This is a genomic window from Luteipulveratus flavus (assembly GCF_029439465.1).
Lineage (GTDB): Bacteria > Actinomycetota > Actinomycetes > Actinomycetales > Dermatophilaceae > Luteipulveratus > Luteipulveratus flavus.
Genome location: NZ_JAROAV010000043.1, coordinates 26,993 through 49,457 on the forward strand (window position 1 = coordinate 26,993; position 22,465 = coordinate 49,457).

The following is a 22,465-nucleotide window of genomic DNA, read 5'->3' on the forward strand; positions in this document are numbered from 1 at the left end:
CCTGGGCTGCTCTGGCTCTGCACCACCGGCCGGTGTCGGCGCTGGTGATCGTGGTGCTGGAGTGGCGCCTGTGACCGTGCTCGGCGACGCTAACGAACTTCGGCGGGGGTTCCACGCAGGCGCGCCACGGAGCGCTCCGACCGCTCTGGCACCCTGAGCACGTGACTGATGATGCGAACGACCGCACGCTGGAGCGGCTGGTCGGTGACTGGCTGACCGTCCCGGACCTCGCCGAGGCACTCGATCTCCCGCTGCGCAAGGTGCGTCAGATGATCGCCGACCGCGAGCTGCTCGCGCACCGGGTCGGGGAGCGGGACGTCGTCGCCGTACCGGCCCTGTTCGTCCTCGACGGTGCCGTGCTGCCCAACCTCGGTGGGACGATCACCGTGCTCGGCGACGCGGGCCTGAGCGACGACGAGGCGCTCATCTGGCTCTTCACGCCTGACCCGACGCTCCCGATCGAGGGTGCGCCGGTGCACATGTTGATCGCCGGCCGCCGGGCCGAGGTGCGCAAGCGCGCACAGGAGCTCGCGTTCTGAGATGAGACACCTGGCGTACGCCGGGATGCTGGTGTTCTGCCTGCTCGGCACCCTTCCGCTGGACCGCTGGTTCGGTCTCGGAGTGCTGAGGCAGGGACGGCGGCTCTCGCTGACCCTTCTGCTGGCCGCCGGACCGTTCCTGGTGTGGGACCTGCTGGCGACCCACGCCGGGCACTGGTGGTTCGACCCCGCTCAGACGCTGCCCATGCGGGTGCTCGGCGTCCCCTGGGAGGAGGTCGGCTTCTTCGTGGTGATCCCGGTCGCGGCCGTTCTCACCCATGCCGCCGTCGGCGAGGTCGTCGGCCGGCGGCGGGCCAGGCGGGCGTCGCGGTGAGCTACACCGCGCTCGTCGGCTGCGCCATCCCGCTGGTGGTCCTGCTCGACCTGCTCGTGCTGCGGACCCGTCTGGTGTGCACCGCGACCTGGTGGGCGTCGTACGCGGTGATCGTGGGGTTCCAGCTGCTCACGAACGGGTGGCTCACCGGCCGGGGCATCGTCCGGTACGACCCCGGCACGGTGATCGGCGGCGGGCAGCCGGTGCTCGTCGGCGACGGTCGCCTGGTCTTCGCTCCCGTGGAGGACCTCGGGTTCGGGTTCGCGCTCGTCCTGCTCACCTGCGCCGTGTGGACCCGCCTGGGGAGTCGTGAGACCAACCGTGGCGCGTCCGGCTCAGGAGGAGCGAGCCGTTGAGATCCCGATCAGTTCCTCCAGGGCCTCGCGCGCCGCGGGCTCCAGGCTCGTGGCCTGCGCCAGGGCGTCCTGGGCGGACCGGGCCAGCGCAGTGATGAGGTCCTCGACCTGCTCGACCGCTCCGGTGTCCGAGATGGTCTCGCGCACGGTGGCGACCTCGGCCTCGTCGAGGTCGGGCCGGCCGAACACCGACTCGAAGCGCTCCGTCTGCGCCGCGGCGAGGCGGTCGAGGGCGTAGGCGATCAGCACGGTGCGCTTGCCCTCGCGCAGGTCGTCGCCGGCGGGCTTGCCCGTCTGCTGCGGGTCGCCGTAGACGCCGAGCAGGTCGTCCCGCAGCTGGAACGCCTCGCCGAGCGCCAGTCCGTACGCCGAGAGGTGACCGGCCGTCGCCTCGTCGGCTCCGGCGCACAGCGCGCCGATCAGCAGCGGCTGCTCGACGGTGTAGCGGGCGCTCTTGACCCGCGCCACGTGCCGGGCGCGCGCGACCCGCTCATCGGTCGAGGAGCCCTCCCAGCCCAGGGCCGCCTCGAGGACGTCGAGGAACTGGCCCCCCATCAGCTGGGTGCGCATCGCGTCGAACAGCGCGCGTCCGCGTGCGAGCTCGGGCTCGGGCAGCCCGCTCGTCGCGTACATCTCGTCGGTCCAGGTCAGGCACAGGTCGCCGGTCAGGACGGCGCCCGCGGCACCGAACCGCGCACTGTCGCCCTGCCAGCCGCTGTCGCGGTGCAGCACCTCGATCCGCCGGTGCACCGCCGGCGCGCCACGCCGCGTGTCGCTGTCGTCCATGACGTCGTCGTGGATGAGGGCCGCTGCCTGGAACATCTCCATCGCGGCGGCGGCCCGGACGAGCTCGTCGCTGTCGACGCCGCCGAGCGCGCGGTATCCCCAGTAGAAGAAGGCAGCGCGCAGCCGCTTGCCGCCGCTGAGCAGGTCGGTCGCGGCCGCCATCAGGATGTCGGTGGCAGGCCCGACGGGGGCGAGCACCTCCTGCTGCGACTTCAGCTGGGTGTCGATCGCGGCCTGCACGCGAGAGCGCAGCGAGTCGACGTCCAGGGGGCTGGCCAACGAGAGTCCTTCCGTCAGGTGGTCCGTCACGAGCGTACGGGGCGCCGATGTGTCTACGATCGGCGGCATGTCCGTCGCCGCCGGCCGCCAGGTCCAGTCTGCCGCTGTCTCGATCCCGCAGATGCTGGCCGACCCCGGCACCGCCTACAGCTTCGAGTTCTTCCCACCGAAGGACGACGCGTCCGAGGCGGTGCTGTGGGAGTCCGTACGCCGGATCGAGCAGATCCGCCCGTCCTTCGTGTCCGTCACGTACGGCGCGGGTGGATCCACCCGTGATCGTACGGTCCGCGTGACCGGACGGATCGCCCGTGAGACGACCCTGGTCCCGATGGCGCACCTCACCTGTGTGGGGTCGTCGGTCGCGGAGCTGCGGCAGGTGATCGGTGAGTACGCCGCAGCGGGCGTCTCGAACGTCCTCGCCCTGCGCGGCGACCCCCAGGGCGGGCTGGACGCGCCGTGGGTCGCCCACCCCGAGGGTCTGGACCACGCGGACGACCTGGTCCGGCTGGTCCGCTCGCTCGGGCGGTTCACGGTCGGTGTCGCGGCGTTCCCGGACAAGCACCCGGAGTCGGCGACCCTGGAGGACGACGCCGAGACGCTGGTGCGCAAGGCGGACGCCGGCGCGCAGTTCGCGATCACCCAGATGGTCACCGACGTCGACGCCTACCTGCGGCTGCGGGACCTCGTCGCCGCGCGGGGCCGGGACATCCCGATCGTCCCGGGTCTGATGCCGGTGACCCGCTTCGGTCAGCTGCAGCGGATGACCGCCCTCAACGGTCAGCCGCTGGCCGCCGAGGTCGTCCGGCGGATCGAGGCGGTCCAGGACGACGAGGCGGCCGTGCGCGCCGAAGGCATCGCCATCGCGACGGAGCACGCCGAGCGGCTGCGGTCCGAAGGCGCGCCGGGGCTGCACTTCATCACCATGAACCGGTCCACCGCGACCCTCGAGGTCTTCGCGAACCTGCGCTGAGCCTCGGCTCAGCCGACCTCCGCGGCGTGCCCCGCGGTGATGCGCAGCAGCTCGCCGTAGGTGGTGGAGAACACCGCTCGCGGGTGTCCAGCAGTCACCCACACCTCGACGCACCGGCTGAGCGCCACGTCGACCACCGTCTCGATCGGCTCGCGCAGACCGACGGGCGCGATCCCGTCGACGGGGAACCCCGTCAGCTGCTCGACGGCGTTCGCCTCCAAGAGCTCCAGGTGGGCCAGGTCGAGCACCTCGCACAGCTTCACGGTGTCGACGTCGTGGCCGCTCGAGGCCACCACCAGCAGCGGTGACTGCTGACGGTCCAGGTCGTACGCCCGGTACACGGTCGTGCGGGCGACCTGACTGACGTCGACCCCGAGCAGCGCGGCCGTCGCGGCAGGCCCCTGAGCCGGCCCGCGGATGGCGAAGGTCCGACCGGTCGCTCGCTGCTCCAGCAGCGCCTGCCGCACCCGGATGACCGCCGGATCACGGCTCAGCTGTCGGCTGTCGGTGGTCGAGGGCAGAGTCGGGCCGTTCGTGGTGCTCGCCCCCGTGTCGTCCGACATGGCAGGACGGTAGCGGCATCGCCGGTGACATGCGCGGATTTGCCGGCCTGGCGGGGTTGGCGCCGTCGGCGCGGAGCGCTAGTCTCGACTCAGTCGAACAGGTGTTCGATAAGGCGTTCGGAGGTGAGTGGTGAGAGCGGTGCAGGAGGAGGTCGACGTGCGTCCGATCGCTCAGGGGACGGGCGAGCCGTCGATGTTCGTGTGGCGGGGTCGGCTCTTCGTCGTCCGCCGGGTGGTGGCACGGCGCAGCACCGAGCGGTCCGCGCGTGCCCACGTCGTGTGGCGCGTCGAGGCGAGCGCCGGCCGGGAGCACGGCTGCGCGACGTTCGACCTCTCCTACCGAGCACCGGTGCCGGTCGGTCTGTCCGGCGGCGGGTGGACCCTGCTGCCGGTCGGAGGTTGAGGTGCAGTCGACATCGCCGGCGCCGGTCGCGGGCACGGTGCTCGATCTCGTCGAGCGGTCTCGTACAGGTCTGCTGGCCGCGTGCCGGGCCGACGCCTCCGGTGAGCGCTTCTGCCTCGCCCACCTGGCCGCCCTGCGGGCGGCCGCCGCGGTGCTCGCGGCGCGCGGCAGGCCCTCGGGCAAGGGGAGGCCACGCAGCGTCTGGGAGACCGTCCCGGTCGTGGCGCCCGAGCTGACCGAGTGGACCGCGTTCTTCGCGGCGACCGGCCGTCGCCGGCAGGCGGTCGAGCGGGGCAGCGCCGACATGAGCAGTCGTGAGGCGGACGACCTGGTCCGCCAGGCGGAGACGTTCCTCGACCTGGTGCTGGCTCAGCTCGGCCTGCCGGTCCAGGCGTCGGTCACCCGATGCATGACGCCGACCGTCCGCCCCTGACCTGACCGGTCGGCTCTCGGCGCACGCGTGCGGCACCGCCGGGCACGATTCGCCTCGCCGGGTCGTTTAGAGGCCGGTGGGCCTGAGGGGTCCTGCCCTGATCGAGGTCAGGTCGCAGATTCCCACGGCCGACTACCGCGGCGTATTCTGGAGACCTATCCTGACCAGCACACGGCCAGCGCCTGAACGGTCAGGGCCGGCTGAGTCAGCGCCGTCGCGTCAGCGTTCGGGAATGTGGGAGGTGTCAAAGGTGCCGCTCTCCGAGCACGAGCAGCGTCTGCTCGACCAGATGGAGCAGGCCCTCTACGACGAGGACCCGAAGTTTGCTTCACACATGGTGGGTGACCCCTCCCGTCACCGCACTCGACGCAAGCTGATGATCGGCGGGGCAGTCCTGGTCATCGGGCTCGTGCTGGTCGTCCTGGGCGTCATGAGTCAGCAGATCTGGCTCGGCGGCGTGGGCTTCGCGGTCATGGTGGGGGGCGCCGGCTACGCGGTCACGCCGACGCATCGTCGGACTCTCGGCTCCGTCGGCGAGAACGGCGACGTCACCTTGCACCACCAGGGACAGACGAAGGCGCGCAAGCGCGGGGCGAAGGGCAGCACCGGCTCGTTCATGGACCGCATCGAGCAGCGCTGGGACCGTCGGCGGGGCCAGGACGGCTGGTAGCCCACACGCGCTCCGCGCACGCAGGAAGACCGCCCTCGGGCGGCCTTCTGCTGTTGTCAGGGCCGGTCAGCGCGTGATCAGCAGTCCCGCGACCCAGACGCAGGCGACCAGGCAGGCCGCGGCGAGCTCGATGCCGATGCTCAGCAGCACCCCCCGCAGGGCGGTCTTGGTCGCCGTCCACGCCCGCGAGGCGTCCCGCAGCCGCAGCTGCTCGGCCAGGTAGACGCCGAGGACGAACCCCACGAACAGCCCCACCACGGGGATCACGAAGAAGCCGACCACCGCGCAAACCGCGCCGAAGAGCAGCGTCGTCGTGGGGACCCCGGCGGCACGCATCCGCCGGCTCGGCACGAGGTACTGGATCGTCCACCCAGCTGCGGCGATCAGCAGGCACACGACGAACACGGTCCATCCGGTCGCGTCGTTACGGTCGCCGGCCCACAGCAGCACGCCGGCGATGGTCAGCAGCAGGCCCGGCAGAACCGGGATGACAAGACCGAGGATGCCGCCCACGACGAGGACGGCCGCGGCGACGGTGACCAGCTCCATGCGCAGAACCTAGCGGTCGAGAACCTCGCCCGAGCAGCAGGGAGCCCCCGCATCCGGGTCGGATGCGGGGGCTTCCTGTGACGCCCGTGAGGCGGCGCGCTCAGACCTCCTGGGGCTCCGGCGCGGTGGACACGTGGAGGCGTTCGCTCTCGTCGATGACCTCTTCGGCGATCGACCGGAGCTTGTCGAGGTGCTCACGGCCGTGGTGGGCGCAGAAGAGAAGCTCGCTGCCTCCCGTGAGGCGAGCACGGATGAAGGCCTGGGCGCCGCAACGGTCGCAGCGGTCGGCCATCGTCAAAGTGGGGGCAAGAGCGGTCGTCATGTCTGCCATCCTCTCGTCCTGGCGCCGGAGCGCCAATGCGGTGAGGCCCCGAGGGGCCGTACTTCGTAGACGGTGCGGAGCCCGATGTCGTTGCACCGGCTTCCTTCTCCGTCGTCTCGGAAGTGCCAACAGTCAAGCACGCCGGGGGATTCCCGCGTGTGACTTCTCGTCGTGTGGCGAGCGTCATTCCGGCGAGTTCCCCGCAGGTCGGCGGCGTGGCGGCGACTACGTTCGCTTCCAGCGCAACGCCCCGGACGCGTCGTGGCCGGGGCGCCGCACGATGGGACGGCAGTTGCGCGCCACCGGCCTGTCAGCGCCGCCGGTGTCGGCCGCGGCGACTACCCTTCGGTCGACGCATCCGCGTCGATCCGCGAGCACCGCAGGAGCAGCCTCCGTGGCCATCACCACCACGACACGCCCGGCCGACTACACCGCGCGCCACCTCCAGGTCCTGGAGGGGCTGGAGGCGGTGCGCAAGCGTCCGGGCATGTACATCGGCACCACGGACACCCGGGGCCTCATGCACTGCCTCTGGGAGATCATCGACAACGCGGTGGACGAGGCCCTGGCCGATCGTGGTGACCACGTGACCGTGTCGCTGCACGCGGACGGGTCGGTGTCGGTGGCCGACCGCGGCGCCGGGATCCCGGTGGACATCGAGCCGCGCACGGGCCTCACCGGCGTGGAGGTCGTCTTCACCAAGCTCCATGCGGGCGGCAAGTTCGGCGGCGGTTCCTACACCGCCTCGGGCGGTCTGCACGGGGTGGGCGCCTCGGTCGTGAACGCCCTGTCCTCCCGGCTCGACGTCGAGGTGGACCGAGGCGGCAAGACGTACGCGATGAGCTTCCGGCGGGGTGAGCCGGGCGTCTTCGTCGACGGCAGCGACGGCCCGAGCCCGGACTCGACCTTCGAGCCGTACACCGACACCAGCGAGCTGCGGGTCGTCGGCAAGACCAAGCGCGGCGTGACGGGCACGCGCATCCGGTACTGGGCGGACCGGCAGATCTTCCTCAAGACCGCGGGCTTCGACTACGACAGCCTCATCACCCGCGCGCGGCAGACCTCCTTCCTCATCCCCGGGCTGACGCTGGTCATCCGCGACGAGCGGGGTCTGGCAGGGACGGAGGGCGAGAGCGGCCCGCACGAGGAGGTCTTCCAGCACGACGGCGGCATCGGTGAGTTCGCTGAGTTCCTCGCCACCGATCCTGCCCTCACCGACGTCTGGCGGTTGCAGGGCAGCGGCAGCTTCACCGAGACCGTGCCGGTCCTGGACTCCAAGGGCCACATGAGTCCCACCGAGGTCGAGCGCGAGTGCGAGGTCGACATCGCGGTGCGCTGGGGCAACGGCTACGACACGCACGTGCGCTCCTTCGTCAACATCATCTCCACGCCGAAGGGCGGTACCCACGCCAGCGGCTTCGAGCAGTCGTTGATGAAGGTGTTCCGCAAGCAGCTGGAGGTCAACGCCCGCAGGCTCAAGGTGGGCGGCGACAAGGTCGAGAAGGACGACATCCTGGCCGGGCTCACGGCCGTGGTCACCGTCCGGCTGGCCGAGCCGCAGTTCGAGGGCCAGACCAAGGAGGTGCTCGGCACGTCCGCCGTCCGCCAGATCGTCAGCAAGGTCGTCGAGGGCGAGCTGACCGCCCGGCTGACCTCGACCAAGCGGGACGACAAGGCGCAGTCCGCCCAGCTGCTGGAGAAGGTCGTCGCCGAGATGAAGTCGCGCATCTCCGCGCGGCTGCACAAGGAGACGCAGCGGCGCAAGACCGCGCTGGAGTCGTCCTCGCTGCCCGGCAAGCTCAAGGACTGCCGTAGCTCGGACCCGGCCCGGACCGAGCTGTTCATCGTCGAGGGCGATAGCGCGCTCGGCACGGCCAAGGACGCGCGCAGCTCCGACTTCCAGGCGCTGCTGCCGATCCGCGGCAAGATCCTCAACGTCCAGAAGGCGTCCGTGGGCGACATGCTCAAGAACGCCGAGTGCGCGGCCATCATCCAGGTCGTCGGCGCCGGCTCGGGCCGGTCGTTCGACGTCGACATGGCTCGCTACGGCAAGGTCATCCTGATGACCGACGCGGACGTCGACGGCGCACACATCCGCACCCTGCTGCTGACGCTGTTCTTCCGGTACATGCGGCCGCTGGTCGAGGCCGGCCGGGTGTACGCCGCCGTCCCGCCGCTGCACCGCATCGAGACGGCCGCGAGCGGGCGCAGCAAGGGCGAGCTGATCTACACCTACTCCGAGCAGGAGATGCGGCGCACGGTGGCCGCCCTGCAGAAGAAGGGCCGCACGATCAAGCAGCCGATGCAGCGCTACAAGGGCCTCGGCGAGATGGACGCCCACCAGCTGGCCGAGACGACCATGGACCCCCGGCACCGCACGCTGCGCCGGGTCACGATGGCCGACGCGGAGGCCGCCGAGCGGGTGTTCGACCTGCTGATGGGCAGCGACGTCGCCCCGCGCAAGGAGTTCATCGTCTCCTCAGCGGGCGAGCTGGACCGCGAGCGGATCGACGCCTGAGCCACGGCCCGGCGTGGTGGCGCCGCCCGTCGCGGACTGCGTACGTCGGTAGTGCGACGGGGCGACGCCGTACCGGGTGGTGAAGGCCTGACGCAGTGACTCGGCGCTGCCGAAGCCGCAGCGGACGGCGATCCGCTCGACGGTCAGCGCGGTCGTGACCAGCAGGTGGGCCGCGGCCTCCACCCGAGCCCGCCGGACGAACCGGCCCGGCGTCTCGCCGAGGTCCTGCAGGAACAGCCGGGTGAGGTGCCGCTCGCTGACCCCGGCCACCGCTGCGAGGTTCGCGGTGGTGAGGTCACCGCCCGGGTCGGCGGTGATCCGGTCGACGACCCGCCGGACCACGTCACCGGCTGCTGACGGAGCGCTGGTGAACACGCTCATCTGCGCCTGGTTCCCGGGCCGCTGCAGATAGGTCACCATGTGCCGCGCGACCGAGCGCGCCAGGTCGGCGCCGCCGTCCTCCTCGATGAACGACAGGGTGAGGTCGAGCGCGGAGGTCACCCCGGCCGACGTCGCGAGGTTGCCGTCGCGGATGTAGATCGGCGCGGGGTCGAAGCACACCTGCGGGTAGGACGCCGCGAGGTCGTCCGCGTGGAACCAGTGGGTGGCGGCGCGGCGCCCGTCCAGCACGCCGCTCGCCGCCAGGATCCCGGCGCCGGTGCACACCGACGCGACGCGGCGGGCGTCCCGGGCGAGCCGGCGTACGTGGGCGACCAGGACGGGGTCGGCGGCGGCCTGCACGTGCCCGATGCCGCCGGACACCAGGACCGTGTCGACCGGCCCGGTCACCCGCTCCAGCGCTGACTCCGCCTGCAGCGTCAGGCCGCTGCCGCAGACGATGGGCCGCCCACCCGGCGTGGCGACCGTGGGGTCGTACAGCGCGGACCGGCGCAGCCAGTTGGCCATGACCAGCGCGCTGGTCACACAGGCGATGTCGATGAGCTCGGCGGCGTGGTAGCCGACGACGACGATGCGGCGTGGCTCGATCATGGCTTCACGGTACGGCGCCGCCGCCCGCCTCCACCGGTGTCCGGGAGGACGCCGTGCCCAGCAGAACGGACACGGTCGGGCTCGGCCGTTCCCTGAGCGGCAGGGCCGGCCGAGGCTGAGCGGCATGACCTCACCACGGCTGACCACACCCCGGACCGACGGACCGCGCACCTGTCGCCCGATCGCCCGGCACTACCTCGAGATGGTCGCGGCGATGCTGGCCGGGATGCTGCTGCTCGCAACGGCGCGCGCGATGCTCGGCGCGGACGTCTCGTTCGAGGAGCGTCCCGCGCTCGGCTACCTGCTGATGGCGACCGACATGTCGATCGCCATGGCCGCCCTGATGCGATGGCGCGGACACACCTGGTCGCGCACGCTGGAGATGTGCGCGGTCATGTACGTGCCGCTCGTGCTGGTCCCGCTCGTGCGGGCCGGGGTGATGAGCGCGATGGACTTCATGATGGTGGCGCACGTCGCGATGCTCGTCCTCATGCTCGGCGTCGTCCTGCTGCGGCGGGCGGAGTACGCCCACGACCACTAGCCGCTCCCGGCGACGTAGGCTGCGCTCATGGCCGCGACGCTGCACCTCGCCCAGGAACCGGCTGCCGACGAGATCCTGTCCACCGACCCGTTCGGGCTGCTCGTCGGGATGCTGCTGGACCAGCAGTACCCGATGGAGCACGCGTTCCGGGGGCCGGCCAAGATCGCGCAGCGGTTCGGCACCCTCGACCCCGCCGCGATCGCCGACGCCGACCCGGAGTCGTTCGCCGATCTGTGCGTCACCCCGCCGGCGATCCACCGGTACGGCCGCTCGATGGCCGGCCGCGTCCAGCAGCTGGCCGCGACGGTGCGCGACGAGTACGACGGCGACGCCTCGCGGATCTGGACCACCGCCGGCTCGACGGGAGATCTGCTGAAGCGGCTGAAGGCGCTGCCCGGGTACGGCGAGCAGAAGGCGAAGATCTTCGCTGCCCTGCTGGGCAAGCAGCTCGACGTCCGGCACGACGGCTGGCGCGAGGCGATCGGCCCGTACGCCGAGGGGGGTAGCTTCCGCTCGGTCGCCGACGTGGTGGACGAGGACTCGCTGCAGAAGGTGCGCGAGTTCAAGAAGGCCGCCAAGGCGAAGGCGAAGGCCGCGCAGAGCTGACGAATCCCCGGGCGCGCCGCCACCGTGTGCGGCGCCGCCCGGTTAGGTTGTCCTGGTATGAGCCACGTCACGGAGGCGGAGCCGGTCGGGCCACGGGCGGAGCAGCCCGAGCTGAAGCGGGTCATGGGCCCGAAGCTGCTGCTGCTGTTCATCGTCGGGGACATCCTGGGCACCGGCATCTACGCCCTGACCGGCGAGATCGCCGGCGAGGTCGGCGGCGCCGCCTGGGCTCCCTTCCTGCTGGCCTTCGCGATCGCGATGGTGACCGCGTTCTCCTACCTGGAGCTGGTCACCAAGTACCCCGCCGCCGGCGGTGCCGCCGTCTTCGTGCACAAGGCGTTCGGCGTGCACTTCGTCACCTTCGTGGTCTGCTTCGCGGTGATGTGCTCCGGCATCACCTCGGCGTCCACGGCGTCCCAAGCCTTCGCGTCCAACCTCGCCAAGGGTCTGGAGTGGGAGGCGAGCGATGGTCAGGTGATGCTGATCGCGCTCGGCTTCATGCTGCTGGTCATGCTGATCAACCTGCGCGGCGTCGGCGAGAGCGTGCGGGCGAACGTCGTCCTCACCCTGGTCGAGGTGTCCGGTCTGCTGCTGGTGATCCTCGTCGGGTTCTGGGCGATGACCCAGGGCAAGGCGGACTTCTCCCGCGTCACCGTCTTCGAGTCGCCGAGCGACAAGAGCACCTTCCTCGCCGTGACGGCCGCGACCTCGCTGGCCTTCTTCGCGATGGTGGGCTTCGAGGACTCGGTCAACATGGCCGAGGAGACCAAGGACCCGGTGCGGATCTTCCCCCGGATGATGATCACCGGCATCACCGTCACCGGCATCATCTACGTGCTGGTGTCGATCTGCGCGGTCGCCCTGGTGCCGATCGGCGAGCTCGCCGGCAGTGAGACGCCGCTGGTGACGGTGGTCGAGAAGGGCGCACCGGACCTCCCGATCGAGCGGATCCTGCCGTTCATCTCGATGTTCGCCGTCGCCAACTCGGCCCTGATCAACATGCTGATGGCCAGCCGCCTGCTGTACGGGCTGTCCAAGCAGGAGGTGCTGCCCCGGCCGCTCGGGCGGGTGCTGCCGGGTCGGCGGACGCCGTGGGTGGCGATACTGTTCACCACCGCCATCGCCTTCGGACTGATCAGCTACGTCACGTCCCAGTCCGGCAGTGACATCGTCAAGAACCTCGGCGGGACCACCTCCCTGCTCCTGCTGGCGGTCTTCAGCGTGGTGAACGTCGCGGTGCTGGTGCTACGCCGCGACCACGTGGGCGCCGACCACTTCCGGACCCCGACGTACCTGCCCGTCGTCGGCGCGATCACCTGTGCCTTCCTGGTGCTGCCCAAGCTCTCCGGCCGGGACAGCGAGCAGTACGTCATCGCGGGCTGGCTGCTGCTGCTCGGGCTGGTGCTGTGGGTCATCACCTGGTTCGTCAACCGGGCGTTCTACGCGCACCGGACCTACCTGCACGACCCCGACCACCTCGAGGACGACTGAGTCGGACCTACGCGGGCCCGGCCTGCCAGGTGATGGACGGCTTCGGCGGCTTGACGCACGAGTCCGGCAGCGACGCGCCCTCGACGCGGGTGACGCGCACCTGCCAGACCTCCTCGCCCCGGGTGACCTCGACCACGCCCTCGCCGGCGTCCGGCGGCGTCCGCAGCGCAGTGAGGCCGAGCTCGCCGACCGCCTGACGGACCCAGGACTCGGCCGCCTGCGCGGCGGGGGAGAGGCAGCTGCGACCCCGGTCGTGCGCAGCGGTGCTCAGCTCGGCCGGGAGGCGGCCCTGACGCTCCGCCTCGAAGGCGAGGACGGCGAGGTCGGCGTCCAGGCGGGCCCACGTCTGGCCGGACGGCAGCATGATGCCGGTCGGCGCGAACCGGTGGCCGCCGGTGTGCGAGCACTCCAGGACGCGGGCGGGCAGCCGCTCGGCGGCCTCCAGCGCGACGGGCCGCCCGCGGACGGCGCAGCAGAGGTCCCGACGACCGTTGGTGCACACCAGCAGCAACGGCTCCCGGGTCTCCTCCAGACCGGGCACGGCCGCCTCGACCCGGTCCGGCTCGGTGCCGACCAGGTCGGACCAAGGAAGCCGCAGCAGGTCGGTGGGGTCGTCGATCTCGCCCTCGACGAGCCACGGCTCCCGGGCCAGCCCGCCGGCGATCCAGACCCTGGAACCGGGCTCGGCGTGGACGTCCGCGTGCCGACCGGGCTCACGGACGAGCAGCAGCCGCCCGCCCGCGTCCGCGCACGCCGTCGTCAGCGCGTGACCGAGGTCGGGCACCAGGTGGGAGTCCAGCGCCGCCTCGCGTCCCCAGGGCCCGGGCTGTTCCAGCGCCACCCAGAACTGCGCCTGCGACGCCGTACCCCAGGCCGGGAGCTCGGCGTCCTCCCACTGCACGGAGCACGCGGTCGGACTGCTGTGAGCGTGTGTGGTCATCACGCGCTCGACCCTAGACGGCGGCCACGACCCGGTCAGCCACGCGGCGCCGCAGCGATGGCGGTGATCGGGGCCGGCGCCGGCTGACCCGAGCCGTCCCGCCGTCCATCGGCCGCCGGCAGGTCGACCGCGACGCCGCTCGCACTCGCGGCGCGCGCGGGTGTGGCCCCGGCCCAGGCGAGCATCAGCTCGTCCTCGCCGCGCAGGAAGCGGTGGCAGCGCACGCCTCCGGTGGCGCGACCCTTGCTGGGGTACTCGTCGTACGGCGTCACCTTGATCGAGCCGTTCTCGGTGCCCGGCAGCGCGCCGGACGACCCCGCGACGGTGACGACGACGTTGGGGCGCTCGGGAGTGAGCGCGCCGAAGAACCGCACCCGGGCTCCGGCACTCAGCTTGATCCCGGCCATGCCGCCCGCGGCCCGACCCTGAGGTCGGACCAGGCCGGCCGAGAACCGCAGGAGCTGTGCGTCGCTGGTGACGAAGACGAGGTCCTCCTCGCCCGTCTCGAGAGCGACGGCACCGACGACCCGGTCACCGTCCTTGAGCCCGATGACCTCGAAGGAGTCCTTGCCGGCGGGATAGTCCGTGGCGACCCGCTTGACGACACCACGCTCGGTGCCGATCGCGATCCCCGGTCCCTCGGTGTCGGTCGAGGCGAGCGTGAGGGCCTGCTCGCCCTGCGGCAGGTCGACGTACGCGGCGAGCGGTGCGCCGCCGGAGAGGTTCGGGGCGTCCGCGCTGGGCGGCAGCGTGGGCAGGTCGATCGCCGACAGCCGGATCATCCGGCCGGCCGAGGTGATCAGGGCGTACTGCCCGCGGGACGTCGTGCGGACCGCGGCGATGACCGCGTCGTGCTTGCGTCTGCCGCCCTCGGACGGCAACGGGTCCGCGGACGTCGTACGCGCGAGCAGGCCCGTCGAGGACAGCAGGACCCAGCACGGGTCGTCCGCGACCTCCAACGGCGTCGCGGCGGGGGCGGTCTGGCCGCTGGACTCCAGCAGCACCGTCCGGCGCGGGGTGGCGTGCTCCTTGGCGACGGCGGCCAGCTCGTCCGAGACCGTCTTGTGGAGGAGCTTCTCGTCGTCCAGGATCGCGCGCAGCGCCTCGATGGCCTTGACCAGCTCCTCGCGACGCTTCTCCAGCTCGATCTGGGAGAACTTCGTCAGGCGGCGCAGCTGCAGGTCGAGGATGTAGTTGGCCTGGACCTCGGTCAGGTCGAACACCTGCATCAGGCGCTCGCGTGCCGACGCCGCGTCGTCGGAGGACCGGATGATCTGGATGACCTCGTCGATGTCGACGATGGCCAGCAGCAGGCCCTCGACCAGGTGCAGGTCGCGCTCGTGCTTGTCGAGCCGGTACTGCGTGCGCCGCCGGACGACATCGATCCGGAAGTCGACGTAGACGCGCAGCAGCTCCTTGAGCCCGAGAGTGCGTGGCTGCCCGTCGACCAGCGTGACGTTGTTGATGCCGAAGGACTCCTCCATCGGCGTGAGCTTGTAGAGGTTCTGCAGGACGGCCTCGGGGTTGAACCCGTTCTTGATCTCGATGACCAGCTGCAGGCCGTGCTGGCGGTCCGAGAGGTCCTTGACGTCGGAGATGCCCTGGAGCTTCTTGGCGTTGTGCAGGTCCTTGATCCGGTCGATGACCTTCTCCGGGCCGACGAGGTAGGGCAGCTCGGTGACGACGATGCCCTTGCGCCGCGGCGTGACGTTCTCGATGCGGACCGTCGCGCGGGTCTTGAACGAGCCGCGTCCGGTCAGGTAGGCGTCCCGGATGCCCTCCAGGCCCACGATCTGCCCGCCGAGCGGCAGGTCCGGGCCGGGGACGAACTTCATCAGGTCGTCCAGCGAGCAGTCCGGGTTCTTGATCAGGTGCCGGGCCGCCGCGATGACCTCGCCCAGGTTGTGCGGCGCCATGTTGGTCGCCATGCCGACCGCGATGCCGCTCGCGCCGTTGACCAGCAGGTTCGGGAACGCCGCGGGCATCACCCCGGGCTGGGTGAACTGGTCGTCGTAGTTCGGGACGAAGTCGACGGTGTTCTCGTCCAGGCTCGTCGTCATCAGCATGGCTGCGGAGGCGAGCCGGGCCTCGGTGTACCGCGCCGCCGCGGGTCCGTCGTCCAGCGAGCCGAAGTTGCCGTGGCCGTCCACCAGCGGGAGGCGCATGGTGAACGGCTGCGCCATCCGGACGAGGGTGTCGTAGATGGCCTGGTCGCCGTGCGGGTGGTACTTACCCATCACCTCGCCGACCACCCGCGAGGACTTCACGTGGCCGCGGTCGGGCCGCAGCCCGAGCTCGTTCATCGCGTAGAGGATGCGGCGCTGGACCGGCTTGAGGCCGTCGCGGGCGTCGGGCAGGGCCCGGGAGTAGATGACGGAGTAGGCGTACTCCAGGTACGCGGCCTCCATCTCGTCCTCGACGGTGATGTCGACGATGTTCTCCGGGACGTCGGCGACGGGTGCGGTGTCCTGCGAGGTCTTGGTGCGGCGGGCCATGAGGCGTGCGTTCTCCTGCATGAGAGGGCGGTGCGTCGCACACGCGTACGACGCCCGGTCAGCCTCCCATGATCGCGCGGCTCCCGCGTCGCTCGGGTCAGGCGCGCCGACCGGAGGCCGCGGGGCCGGCCACGGCCGCGGGGTGGCGGGGACGCAGGGAGGGGTCGGCCGTCCGCCGTAGGGGCGGCCGTTGCTGCGTCGCCCGCGCCCGCGACCGTGGTGTCCGGCTCGGCGGGTCGTCGCCCGCCACGGATCAGCGGCGATCGGCGCGCGTCAGGATCCCCCACTGATGGGGCGAGACTAGATCGTCCTCGGCCAGGCCGCCCGGATCGGGCGAGTTCCTTTGCTGTTCGCGGTGATCGGAAGAAAACCTCGGCTCAGGAGGTCGCGTTGACCTCGTCCCGCCAGGCGAGCCAACGGCGTACGGCGGTGAAGTCGTAGTCGGGTCCGGTGAGGCCGACGGTGAACAGGGTGGCGCCGAGGGCACGGAGCTGCTCGCCCTCGACTTCGGGCTGCTCCTCCCTCTCGGGACCGCCCAGGAAGTTGACCGAGACCTCGATCTCGGCCGGGTCCCGGCCGATGTCGGCGCAGTGCCGGTGCAGCACCTCGATCTTGTGGCGCAGCTCGTCGCCGTCGGAGAAGGTGTGCCAGACGTCGGCGTGCTGTGCCACGAGGCGCAGGGCCTTCTTCTCACCGCCACCGCCGATGAGCACCGGGATGTCCCTCGTCGGACGCGGGTTGAGCCGGGCGAGCCGGGACTCGATGCGGGGGAGGGCCTCGCCCAGTGCGTCCAGGCGGCCGCCGGCGGTGCCGAACGCGTAGCCGTACTCGGTGTAGTCGTGCTCGAACCAGCCGGAGCCGATGCCGAGGATCAGCCGGCCCTCGCTGATGTGGTCGACGGTGCGGGCCATGTCCGCGAGCAGGTCGGGGTTGCGGTAGCTGTTGCAGGTGACCAGCGCGCCGATCTCGATCCGGGTCGTCTGCTCCGCCCAGGCGGCGAGCATCGTCCAGCACTCGAAGTGCTTGCCGTCGCGACCGCCGGACAGGGGGAAGAAGTGGTCCCAGTTGAACGCGACGTCGACGCCGAGGTCCTCGGCCTGTCGTACGGCGTCGCGGATCTGCGCGTAGTCGGCGTGCTGCGGCTGGAGCTGGACGGCGATCCGAAGAGGGCGAGTCATGCGCCTCACCCTAGGTCGGTGTCGCCGGGCGGCTCAGGCGCTGCGCTCGGCGTTGACCGCGTCCCGCCAGGCCAGCCACGGCAGCACGTGGTCCAGGTCGAAGTCGGGCCCGACGGCGTTGATGGTGTACGTCGTCACGCCGAGCGCGAGCAGCGGAGCACCCTCCCGCTCGGGCGGACCCGGCGGCAGGCCGGCGCGACCCAGACCCCCGACGCCGGCGCACACCTCGATGTCGGCCGGGTCCCGTCCGACCTCGGCGCAGTGCCGGCGCAGGACGTCCAGCTTGCGCGGGAGCTCCTCGGGTCCGGAGAACCAGTGCCACAGGTCGGCGTGCTGCGCGACGAGGCGCAAGGTCTTCTTCTCGCCGCCGCCGCCGATGAGCACCGGGATGTCCCGCGTCGGCGGTGGGGTGAGTCGGGCCAGTCGCGACTCGATGCGGGGGAGGGCTTCGGCCAGGTCGTCCAGGCGGCTACCGGCGGTGCCGAACTCGAAGCCGTACTCGGTGAAGTCCCGCTCGAACCAGCCGGAACCGATGCCGAGGATCAGCCGGCCCTCGCTGATGTGATCGACCGTACGGGCCATGTCCGCGAGCAGGTCGGGGTTGCGGAACCCGTTGCAGGTGACCAGCGCACCGATCTCGATCCGGCTGGTCTGCTCCGCCCACGCCGCGAGGGTCGTCCAGCACTCGAGGTGCTTGCCGTCCGGGTCCCCCCGCAGCGGGAAGAAGTGGTCCCAGGTGAACGCGATGTCCACACCGGCGTCCTCGCAACGCCGCAGACCGTCGCGGATCCGGCCGTACTCGGCGTCCTGAGGTTGCAGCTGAACGGCGATCCGCACCGGACGAGCCACGGCTGGCGTCATGCGGTCATGCTAGGGGCGTGCCGACGAGCAGACCGATCGCGTCCGTCCGAGCCGCCGCCGAGGAGCAGCTCCCGCCGGTGGTGTGGGACTACGTGGAGACCGGTGCTGGTGCCGAGATCAGCCTCGAGGAGGCCGAGAACGCCTGGCAGCACTGGAGACTGCGCCCTCGCGTGCTGCGCGACGTCCGGGCGGTGTCGACGCGGACGACGCTCCTCGGGCAGGAGCTCGCCTCGCCCGTCATCGCCGCGCCGACGGCGTTCCACCGCGTCTACCACCCCGAGGGCGAGCTCGCCAGCGTCGCCGGCGCGGGCGCTGCGGGTTCGCTGTACTGCCTGTCGACGCGGTCGACGACCTCGATCGAGGACGTCGGCGCCGCGGCCACCGAGCCCTGGTGGATGCAGGTGTACGTCACCGTCGCCCGCGACATCACCGAGGCGATGGTGCTCCGCGCGGTCGAGGCAGGCGCGTGCGCGCTCGTGCTGACCGGTGACACGCCGTACCTGTCGTGGCGGACCCGGTCGGCCCGGGCGCTCCCGCTGGACGACGAGGCCGCCATGGTCAACGCCGCCCGCCATCTGGACGGCCGCGACCTGCGCTGCCTGGAGGAGGACGCGGGCCTCACCGTCGAGACGATCGACTGGCTGGCTGATCTGTCCGGTCTCCCCGTCCTGGTCAAGGGCGTGCTGCGGGGCGACGACGCCCGCGAGTGCCTCGACGCGGGCGCGGCGGGCATCATCGTGAGCACTCACGGCGGACGCCAGCTCGACCGCGTCGTCCCCACCGCGCAGGCGCTGCCCGAGGTCGTCGACGCGGTCGCGGGGGAGGCGCCGGTCGTCGTCGACGGCGGCATCCGCAGCGGGTACGACGTGCTGACCGCGCTCGCGCTGGGCGCGGACGCGGTGATGGTCGGCCGCCCGGTGATCTACGGACTGGCGACGGCCGGTGCCGACGGTGTCCGCGACGTGCTCGCCGGTCTCACCGACCACGTGAACCACCTGCTCGGCCTCGCCGGTGTCACCTCGCCCGCCGAGCTCGACCGCTCGTTCGTGACGCCGCGCTCAGGCTGAGGGCGTGTACGGCCTGCCGTACCGCCCGCGGTGCACGACCTCCTCGACGCCGCGTCGCCGACGCTTCGTGGTGCTGCCGCTGGGCGCGTCCTCGGCCGCGTACCCCAGGGCGACGACACCGATGATCGTGTGGTCCTTCGGGATGTCGAACGTCTCGTGCACGGTGTCGTGCGCCTCCGCCGGCACGCCGAAGAACAGGCTGCCCAGGCCCTCGTCCTCCGCGACGAGCAGCATGAGGAGCGCGGCCATGCCGGTGTCGATGTCCCAGTACGGGGCCGGCCAGTGCGACTCGTCCTTGTCCTGCCAGGGCTTGTCGATCTCGGCGTACCGGTCGAGGTAGGTCTGCCGGTCCGAGCAGCACAGGATCAGCGCCGGCGCGCTGGAGACACCCCTCAGCCAGGCGTCCGGCAGGTCGTCGTCCTCGGCGGTGGCGTCCCAGAACGCGGTGCGGTCCTCGGCGGACTCCAGCACCACGAAGTCCCAGCCCTGGCTGAAACCGGCGCTCGGTGCGCGCAGCGCCAGCTGCACGACCCGGTCGAGGACCTCCGGCGGCACGGGGCGGTCGGGGTCGTAGCGACGCACCATCCGGCGGCGTCGGATCGCCTCCTGCAGCTGCATGACGGGCTCCTTACGAGGGGACAGGGGACAGCGGGGTCCCGGCCAGGACGAGGAAGCGACGCAGGACGCCGCTCCACGTCGTCTCGAGGAGGTCGGACTGCGACCGCGCGCGTGCGGTCACCTCCTCGGGGTCGAAGCCGAGCTCGCGGACGTCGGCAGGATCCCAGGAGGCGATCCCGTCCGCGTGGACCTCGGGGTGCATCTGCAGTCCCCACGCCGCGGCGCCGAGTCGGAAGGCCTGGTAGGGGCAGCGCTCGCTCGAGGCGAGCCACACCGCGTCCTGCGGTAGCGCGGTGATCGCGTCACGGTGGCTCTCGACCGCGGGCACGCTCCCGCGCAGCGCGCCGAGCAGCGCGCCGAGGAGCGGGTCGTCCCGCGCGTCGGCCCGGATGTGGACGTCGGTCACGCCCTTCTCGGGCTTCCCGTGGTCGGCGGCGACCCGGCCGCCCGCGACGACGGCGAGCAGCTGACCGCCCAGGCAGATCCCGAGCAACGGCGTCCGGGTACGCAGGCAGGTGCGTGCCAGCGTTCGCTCGGCCCCGAGCCACGGCGCCCGCGCGTCGTCATCGGGCAGCAGCCCGCCACCGAGGAGGACGACCGCGGCGTGGGTGCCGGGCTCGGTCGGGACCGGCTCGCCGGCATCGGCGCGCAGCACGACCGGACGCAGGCCGGCCTCGGTGATCCACTCGACCAGCCGCCCGGGACCGCTGCCCTCGGCGTTCTGGACCAGGAGCACGGTCTGCTGCGTCGACACGCCGGCCACCCTCGCACGTCGGTGGTCGCCTGTCGCGAGTCGTCCAGCAGGTGACCGGCCTGCGACGGGGGTGGCCGGTCGTCGATACTGGTCCGCGGCGACCGACGCGTCGCCGGCGCACGGGGAGCCAACCGAAGCCGAGGTCCGTACGTCGTACCGACCATGACAGCGGTGACCGACGGGGTACCTCTGCGCCTTCGGGGCAGGGTCGAGAGGAGCGCAGCAGTGCGGGTTGCCGGGTCCGAGGAGGCCGTACGCGAGGTCTTCGACGCGCACTACGGCCAGCTCGTCGGGTGGACCACTCGTCTGGTCGACGACCCCGACCTCGCGCACGACTTCGTCACCGAGGCGTTCGTCCGGCTGCTGCGGCACTGGTCGAGCGTGCAGAACCCGCGCGCCTGGCTCTACACGGCGGTCACCAACCAGGTCCGAGACCACTGGCGCCGCCGCGGTCGTGAGGCGGCCGCGTACGACAAGTGGCACGCCGGCAGCCCGGTCGGCATCGACGTGGCCGCGCCGGGTCCGGACCCGGCGGACCGGCTCACCGTCCAGGGGGCGGTCCTGGCGCTGCCGGACCGGTTGCGCGCGGTCGTCCTGCTCCACTACTTCGCCGACCTCCCGGTCGTGCAGGTGGCGCAGAGCCTGCGCAAGTCGGAGGGCGCCGTGAAGCGTGACCTGTTCGATGCGCGACGGTTGCTCGCGAACGAGCTGGAGGGAGTGCGATGAACCCGAACGTCTCGGGAGACCCGGAGGACCAGGACGACCCCGTCGCGCGGTTCTTCGCCCAGGAGCGCGACGCCGTCCGGCCAGCGCCGGTGGACGACGACGAGTGGCAGCACATCGTCGCGCTGTCCGGGACCCGGGTGACCCGTCGCCCGTGGTGGGGCGTCGTCGCCGGTGCCGCCGCGGCTGTCGCGATCGGCGTGGCGGGCTGGTCGGTGCACCAGAAGTCGTTCGGCGAGGGCGAGGTCAGCCGCGGGGCAGCGGTCTCGGCCAGCACCTCCCCGACGATCGAGTCGTTCGACCGCGCCGGCGCGCCGGCCGCCGCGGCGGCCCAGGCGACGAGCCCGGTGGACCCGCGGTTCACGACGTGGTCACTGACGTACGCGGGCCAGGGCGCGATGTTCGCCTTCGGCTCCTCGCCGTGCCGGCCCGCGGGTACCTGCCCGACGCTGCTCCGGTCGATCGACAACGGCGGGACCTGGGTGACGGTGCACACCTTCCCGCAGGCGGACATGAGCCGGGCGAGCGGCGGGCAGCAGCCGTACGTCCAGGGTGAGAAGGCACTGACCGAGGCGCGGTTCGCGCTGCCCGAGGTCGGTTATGTGCTCGGGGGCGACCTGTGGGTCACCGGCGACGCGGGTGCCTCCTTCACCCGCGTGGAGCACCCCGGCCGTACCGTGCTGGACGTCGAGATCGAGGGGCTGGGGGACCGGCGCGCCAAGGTGGTCGTGCTCAGCGCGGACGGGTGCAGCGCGCAGGGGTGCACCGGCCCGATGTACGTCTCGACCGCGACCTCTGACGGGCCTCGAGCCCTCCGCCGGGTCGCGACCCAGCAGGCCGCCGGCCGGATCGCGGACGCTCAGCTGGTCCTGCGCAACGGTCAGGTGTACGTCCAGCCCACGGGCGGCGGGACGGGTCCGGTGCGGCTGGACGGCGGGTCGCTCACGTCGCTGTCGGCGACCGCGTGCGGTGGCCGGCCGCTGGAGGCGCTCACCTCCTCGGCCGACGCGAAGAACGTGCTCTACGCCGCCTGCGAGACCGGCAGCAGTGGTGGATCGGTCCGCTACCGCGTCCTGCGCAGCACCGACGACGGCAGCACCTGGCAGGCGTCGGGGGACCAGCTGGTCATGCCGCGCGCAGGCCGACTCAGCCTCGCCTCGACGAGGGACGGGCGGATCGTCGCCACCACCGGAGGTCCTCGCCAGCCCCGAGGCCCGGTGTCGGCGACCCACCTGCAGGTGACCACCGACGGCGGTCGGACCTGGTCCCGGCCCGCCGTGCCGGCCGCGCCGACCGACGGCTTCGACTGGTCGGCCAGCCCCGGTGGCTCCCAGGTCTACGCCGTATCGCGCAGCACCCGCGGCTTCTGGTACTCCGGCAACGACGGCAGGTCGTGGCGGGTCGTCGACCCGTACCGGAGCGCGTCGGCGCCCAGCCGTCGCTGACCGGATCGTCCGACACCGTCCGCGGGGCTGCTGC

At 71.9% G+C, this 22,465-nt stretch carries 25 protein-coding genes; 14 read left to right on the plus strand and 11 right to left on the minus strand.

Annotation, left to right across the window (positions count from 1 at the left end):
* Positions 1–161: 161 nt before the first annotated feature.
* From P4R38_RS16270 to P4R38_RS16280, 3 genes are read left to right on the plus strand one after another with little or no spacing between them, the layout of a single operon-like run.
* Positions 162–539 carry an Rv2175c family DNA-binding protein gene (locus P4R38_RS16270; RefSeq protein ID WP_277193084.1) on the plus strand — a complete coding sequence of 126 codons (378 nt, stop codon included), beginning with the start codon at positions 162–164 and terminating at the stop codon, positions 537–539.
* A 1-nt stretch (position 540) separates the two neighbouring features.
* Complete coding sequence (locus tag P4R38_RS16275) at positions 541–873, plus strand: lycopene cyclase domain-containing protein (protein ID WP_277193085.1); 333 nt, start codon at positions 541–543, stop codon at positions 871–873.
* Entirely contained in the window at positions 870–1,229 is a 360-nt protein-coding gene (locus P4R38_RS16280) for a hypothetical protein (RefSeq protein ID WP_277193086.1), read from the plus strand. Before P4R38_RS16275 ends, P4R38_RS16280 begins: the two co-directional genes overlap by 4 nt.
* Here the strand turns inward: P4R38_RS16280 and P4R38_RS16285 are convergent.
* Positions 1,209–2,294, minus strand: a complete 1,086-nt coding sequence (locus P4R38_RS16285) for a polyprenyl synthetase family protein (protein WP_277193087.1) — start codon at positions 2,292–2,294, stop codon at positions 1,209–1,211. The two genes, P4R38_RS16280 and P4R38_RS16285, sit on opposite strands and share 21 nt — an antisense overlap.
* Positions 2,295–2,361: 67 nt before the next feature.
* Here P4R38_RS16285 and metF point away from each other — a divergent pair, with 67 nt between their 5' ends.
* Entirely contained in the window at positions 2,362–3,264 is a 903-nt protein-coding gene (gene metF / locus P4R38_RS16290; protein WP_409201277.1) for a methylenetetrahydrofolate reductase [NAD(P)H], read from the plus strand.
* Between the two features lie 8 nt (positions 3,265–3,272).
* Here the strand turns inward: metF and P4R38_RS16295 are convergent, their stop codons facing one another.
* Positions 3,273–3,827 (minus strand): YbaK/EbsC family protein, encoded by a 555-nt coding sequence (locus P4R38_RS16295; RefSeq protein ID WP_277193088.1) that lies wholly within the window; start codon positions 3,825–3,827, stop codon positions 3,273–3,275.
* Positions 3,828–3,957: 130 nt separating this feature from the next.
* On the opposite strand from P4R38_RS16295, the gene P4R38_RS16300 reads away from it, so the two are divergent.
* The 3 genes from P4R38_RS16300 to P4R38_RS16310 all read left to right on the plus strand — a co-directional run bounded on the left by P4R38_RS16300 (position 3,958) and on the right by P4R38_RS16310 (position 5,333).
* Positions 3,958–4,230, plus strand: a complete 273-nt coding sequence (locus P4R38_RS16300; protein WP_277193089.1) for a DUF6504 family protein — start codon at positions 3,958–3,960, stop codon at positions 4,228–4,230.
* A 1-nt stretch (position 4,231) separates the two neighbouring features.
* Positions 4,232–4,663 carry an SAV_6107 family HEPN domain-containing protein gene (locus P4R38_RS16305; protein ID WP_277193090.1) on the plus strand — a complete coding sequence of 144 codons (432 nt, stop codon included), beginning with the start codon at positions 4,232–4,234 and terminating at the stop codon, positions 4,661–4,663.
* A 232-nt stretch (positions 4,664–4,895) separates the two neighbouring features.
* Complete coding sequence (locus tag P4R38_RS16310) at positions 4,896–5,333, plus strand: DUF3040 domain-containing protein (protein ID WP_275239343.1); 438 nt, start codon at positions 4,896–4,898, stop codon at positions 5,331–5,333.
* Positions 5,334–5,399: 66 nt separating this feature from the next.
* Here the strand turns inward: P4R38_RS16310 and P4R38_RS16315 are convergent, their stop codons facing one another.
* Entirely contained in the window at positions 5,400–5,882 is a 483-nt protein-coding gene (locus P4R38_RS16315; protein WP_275239344.1) for a DUF456 domain-containing protein, read from the minus strand.
* Positions 5,883–5,982: 100 nt separating this feature from the next.
* A complete protein-coding gene (locus P4R38_RS16320) occupies positions 5,983–6,204 on the minus strand; it encodes a DUF7455 domain-containing protein (protein ID WP_275239345.1) in 222 nt (73 codons plus the stop codon).
* Between the two features lie 394 nt (positions 6,205–6,598).
* On the opposite strand from P4R38_RS16320, the gene P4R38_RS16325 reads away from it, so the two are divergent.
* Positions 6,599–8,722: a DNA gyrase/topoisomerase IV subunit B gene (locus P4R38_RS16325; protein ID WP_277193091.1), complete on the plus strand. Its 2,124-nt coding sequence runs from the start codon at positions 6,599–6,601 to the stop codon at positions 8,720–8,722.
* Here P4R38_RS16325 and P4R38_RS16330 read toward each other — a convergent pair.
* Entirely contained in the window at positions 8,684–9,712 is a 1,029-nt protein-coding gene (locus tag P4R38_RS16330) for a GlxA family transcriptional regulator (RefSeq protein WP_277193092.1), read from the minus strand. The genes P4R38_RS16325 and P4R38_RS16330 overlap by 39 nt on opposite strands.
* Before the next feature lie 124 nt (positions 9,713–9,836).
* Between P4R38_RS16330 and P4R38_RS16335 the strand changes: the two genes are divergently transcribed.
* From P4R38_RS16335 to P4R38_RS16345, 3 genes are read left to right on the plus strand one after another with little or no spacing between them, the layout of a single operon-like run.
* Positions 9,837–10,253, plus strand: a complete 417-nt coding sequence (locus tag P4R38_RS16335) for a hypothetical protein (RefSeq protein ID WP_277193093.1) — start codon at positions 9,837–9,839, stop codon at positions 10,251–10,253.
* Positions 10,254–10,280: 27 nt separating this feature from the next.
* Positions 10,281–10,859, plus strand: a complete 579-nt coding sequence (locus tag P4R38_RS16340; protein ID WP_277193094.1) for an HhH-GPD-type base excision DNA repair protein — start codon at positions 10,281–10,283, stop codon at positions 10,857–10,859.
* 57 nt (positions 10,860–10,916) lie between these two features.
* Positions 10,917–12,350: an APC family permease gene (locus P4R38_RS16345; RefSeq protein ID WP_277193095.1), complete on the plus strand. Its 1,434-nt coding sequence runs from the start codon at positions 10,917–10,919 to the stop codon at positions 12,348–12,350.
* 7 nt (positions 12,351–12,357) lie between these two features.
* Here P4R38_RS16345 and P4R38_RS16350 read toward each other — a convergent pair whose 3' ends face one another.
* The 4 genes from P4R38_RS16350 to P4R38_RS16365 all read right to left on the minus strand — a co-directional run bounded on the left by P4R38_RS16350 (position 12,358) and on the right by P4R38_RS16365 (position 17,824).
* Positions 12,358–13,290 carry a sucrase ferredoxin gene (locus P4R38_RS16350; RefSeq protein ID WP_275239430.1) on the minus strand — a complete coding sequence of 311 codons (933 nt, stop codon included), beginning with the start codon at positions 13,288–13,290 and terminating at the stop codon, positions 12,358–12,360.
* Between the two features lie 35 nt (positions 13,291–13,325).
* Entirely contained in the window at positions 13,326–15,785 is a 2,460-nt protein-coding gene (locus tag P4R38_RS16355; RefSeq protein WP_277193168.1) for a DNA gyrase/topoisomerase IV subunit A, read from the minus strand.
* A 377-nt stretch (positions 15,786–16,162) separates the two neighbouring features.
* A complete protein-coding gene (locus P4R38_RS16360) occupies positions 16,163–16,963 on the minus strand; it encodes an LLM class F420-dependent oxidoreductase (RefSeq protein WP_277193096.1) in 801 nt (266 codons plus the stop codon).
* A gap of 33 nt (positions 16,964–16,996) precedes the next feature.
* Positions 16,997–17,824 (minus strand): LLM class F420-dependent oxidoreductase, encoded by an 828-nt coding sequence (locus P4R38_RS16365; RefSeq protein WP_277193097.1) that lies wholly within the window; start codon positions 17,822–17,824, stop codon positions 16,997–16,999.
* A 17-nt stretch (positions 17,825–17,841) separates the two neighbouring features.
* Here P4R38_RS16365 and P4R38_RS16370 point away from each other — a divergent pair, with 17 nt between their 5' ends.
* Entirely contained in the window at positions 17,842–18,891 is a 1,050-nt protein-coding gene (locus P4R38_RS16370; protein ID WP_277193098.1) for an alpha-hydroxy acid oxidase, read from the plus strand.
* Here the strand turns inward: P4R38_RS16370 and P4R38_RS16375 are convergent.
* Both P4R38_RS16375 and P4R38_RS16380 read right to left on the minus strand, forming a co-directional pair.
* A complete protein-coding gene (locus P4R38_RS16375; RefSeq protein WP_277193099.1) occupies positions 18,883–19,509 on the minus strand; it encodes a nitroreductase family protein in 627 nt (208 codons plus the stop codon). The two genes, P4R38_RS16370 and P4R38_RS16375, sit on opposite strands and share 9 nt — an antisense overlap.
* A gap of 10 nt (positions 19,510–19,519) precedes the next feature.
* Positions 19,520–20,263, minus strand: a complete 744-nt coding sequence (locus tag P4R38_RS16380) for a type 1 glutamine amidotransferase (RefSeq protein WP_277193100.1) — start codon at positions 20,261–20,263, stop codon at positions 19,520–19,522.
* A gap of 225 nt (positions 20,264–20,488) precedes the next feature.
* Here P4R38_RS16380 and P4R38_RS16385 point away from each other — a divergent pair, with 225 nt between their 5' ends.
* Both P4R38_RS16385 and P4R38_RS16390 read left to right on the plus strand, forming a co-directional pair.
* Positions 20,489–20,989, plus strand: coding sequence for an RNA polymerase sigma factor (locus P4R38_RS16385; protein ID WP_277193101.1), 501 nt, complete (start codon positions 20,489–20,491; stop codon positions 20,987–20,989).
* On the plus strand, positions 20,986–22,431 hold the full coding sequence (locus tag P4R38_RS16390) for a WD40/YVTN/BNR-like repeat-containing protein (RefSeq protein WP_277193102.1): 1,446 nt from the start codon (positions 20,986–20,988) through the stop codon (positions 22,429–22,431). The genes P4R38_RS16385 and P4R38_RS16390 overlap by 4 nt, the downstream gene beginning before the upstream one ends.
* Positions 22,432–22,465 lie beyond the last annotated feature (34 nt).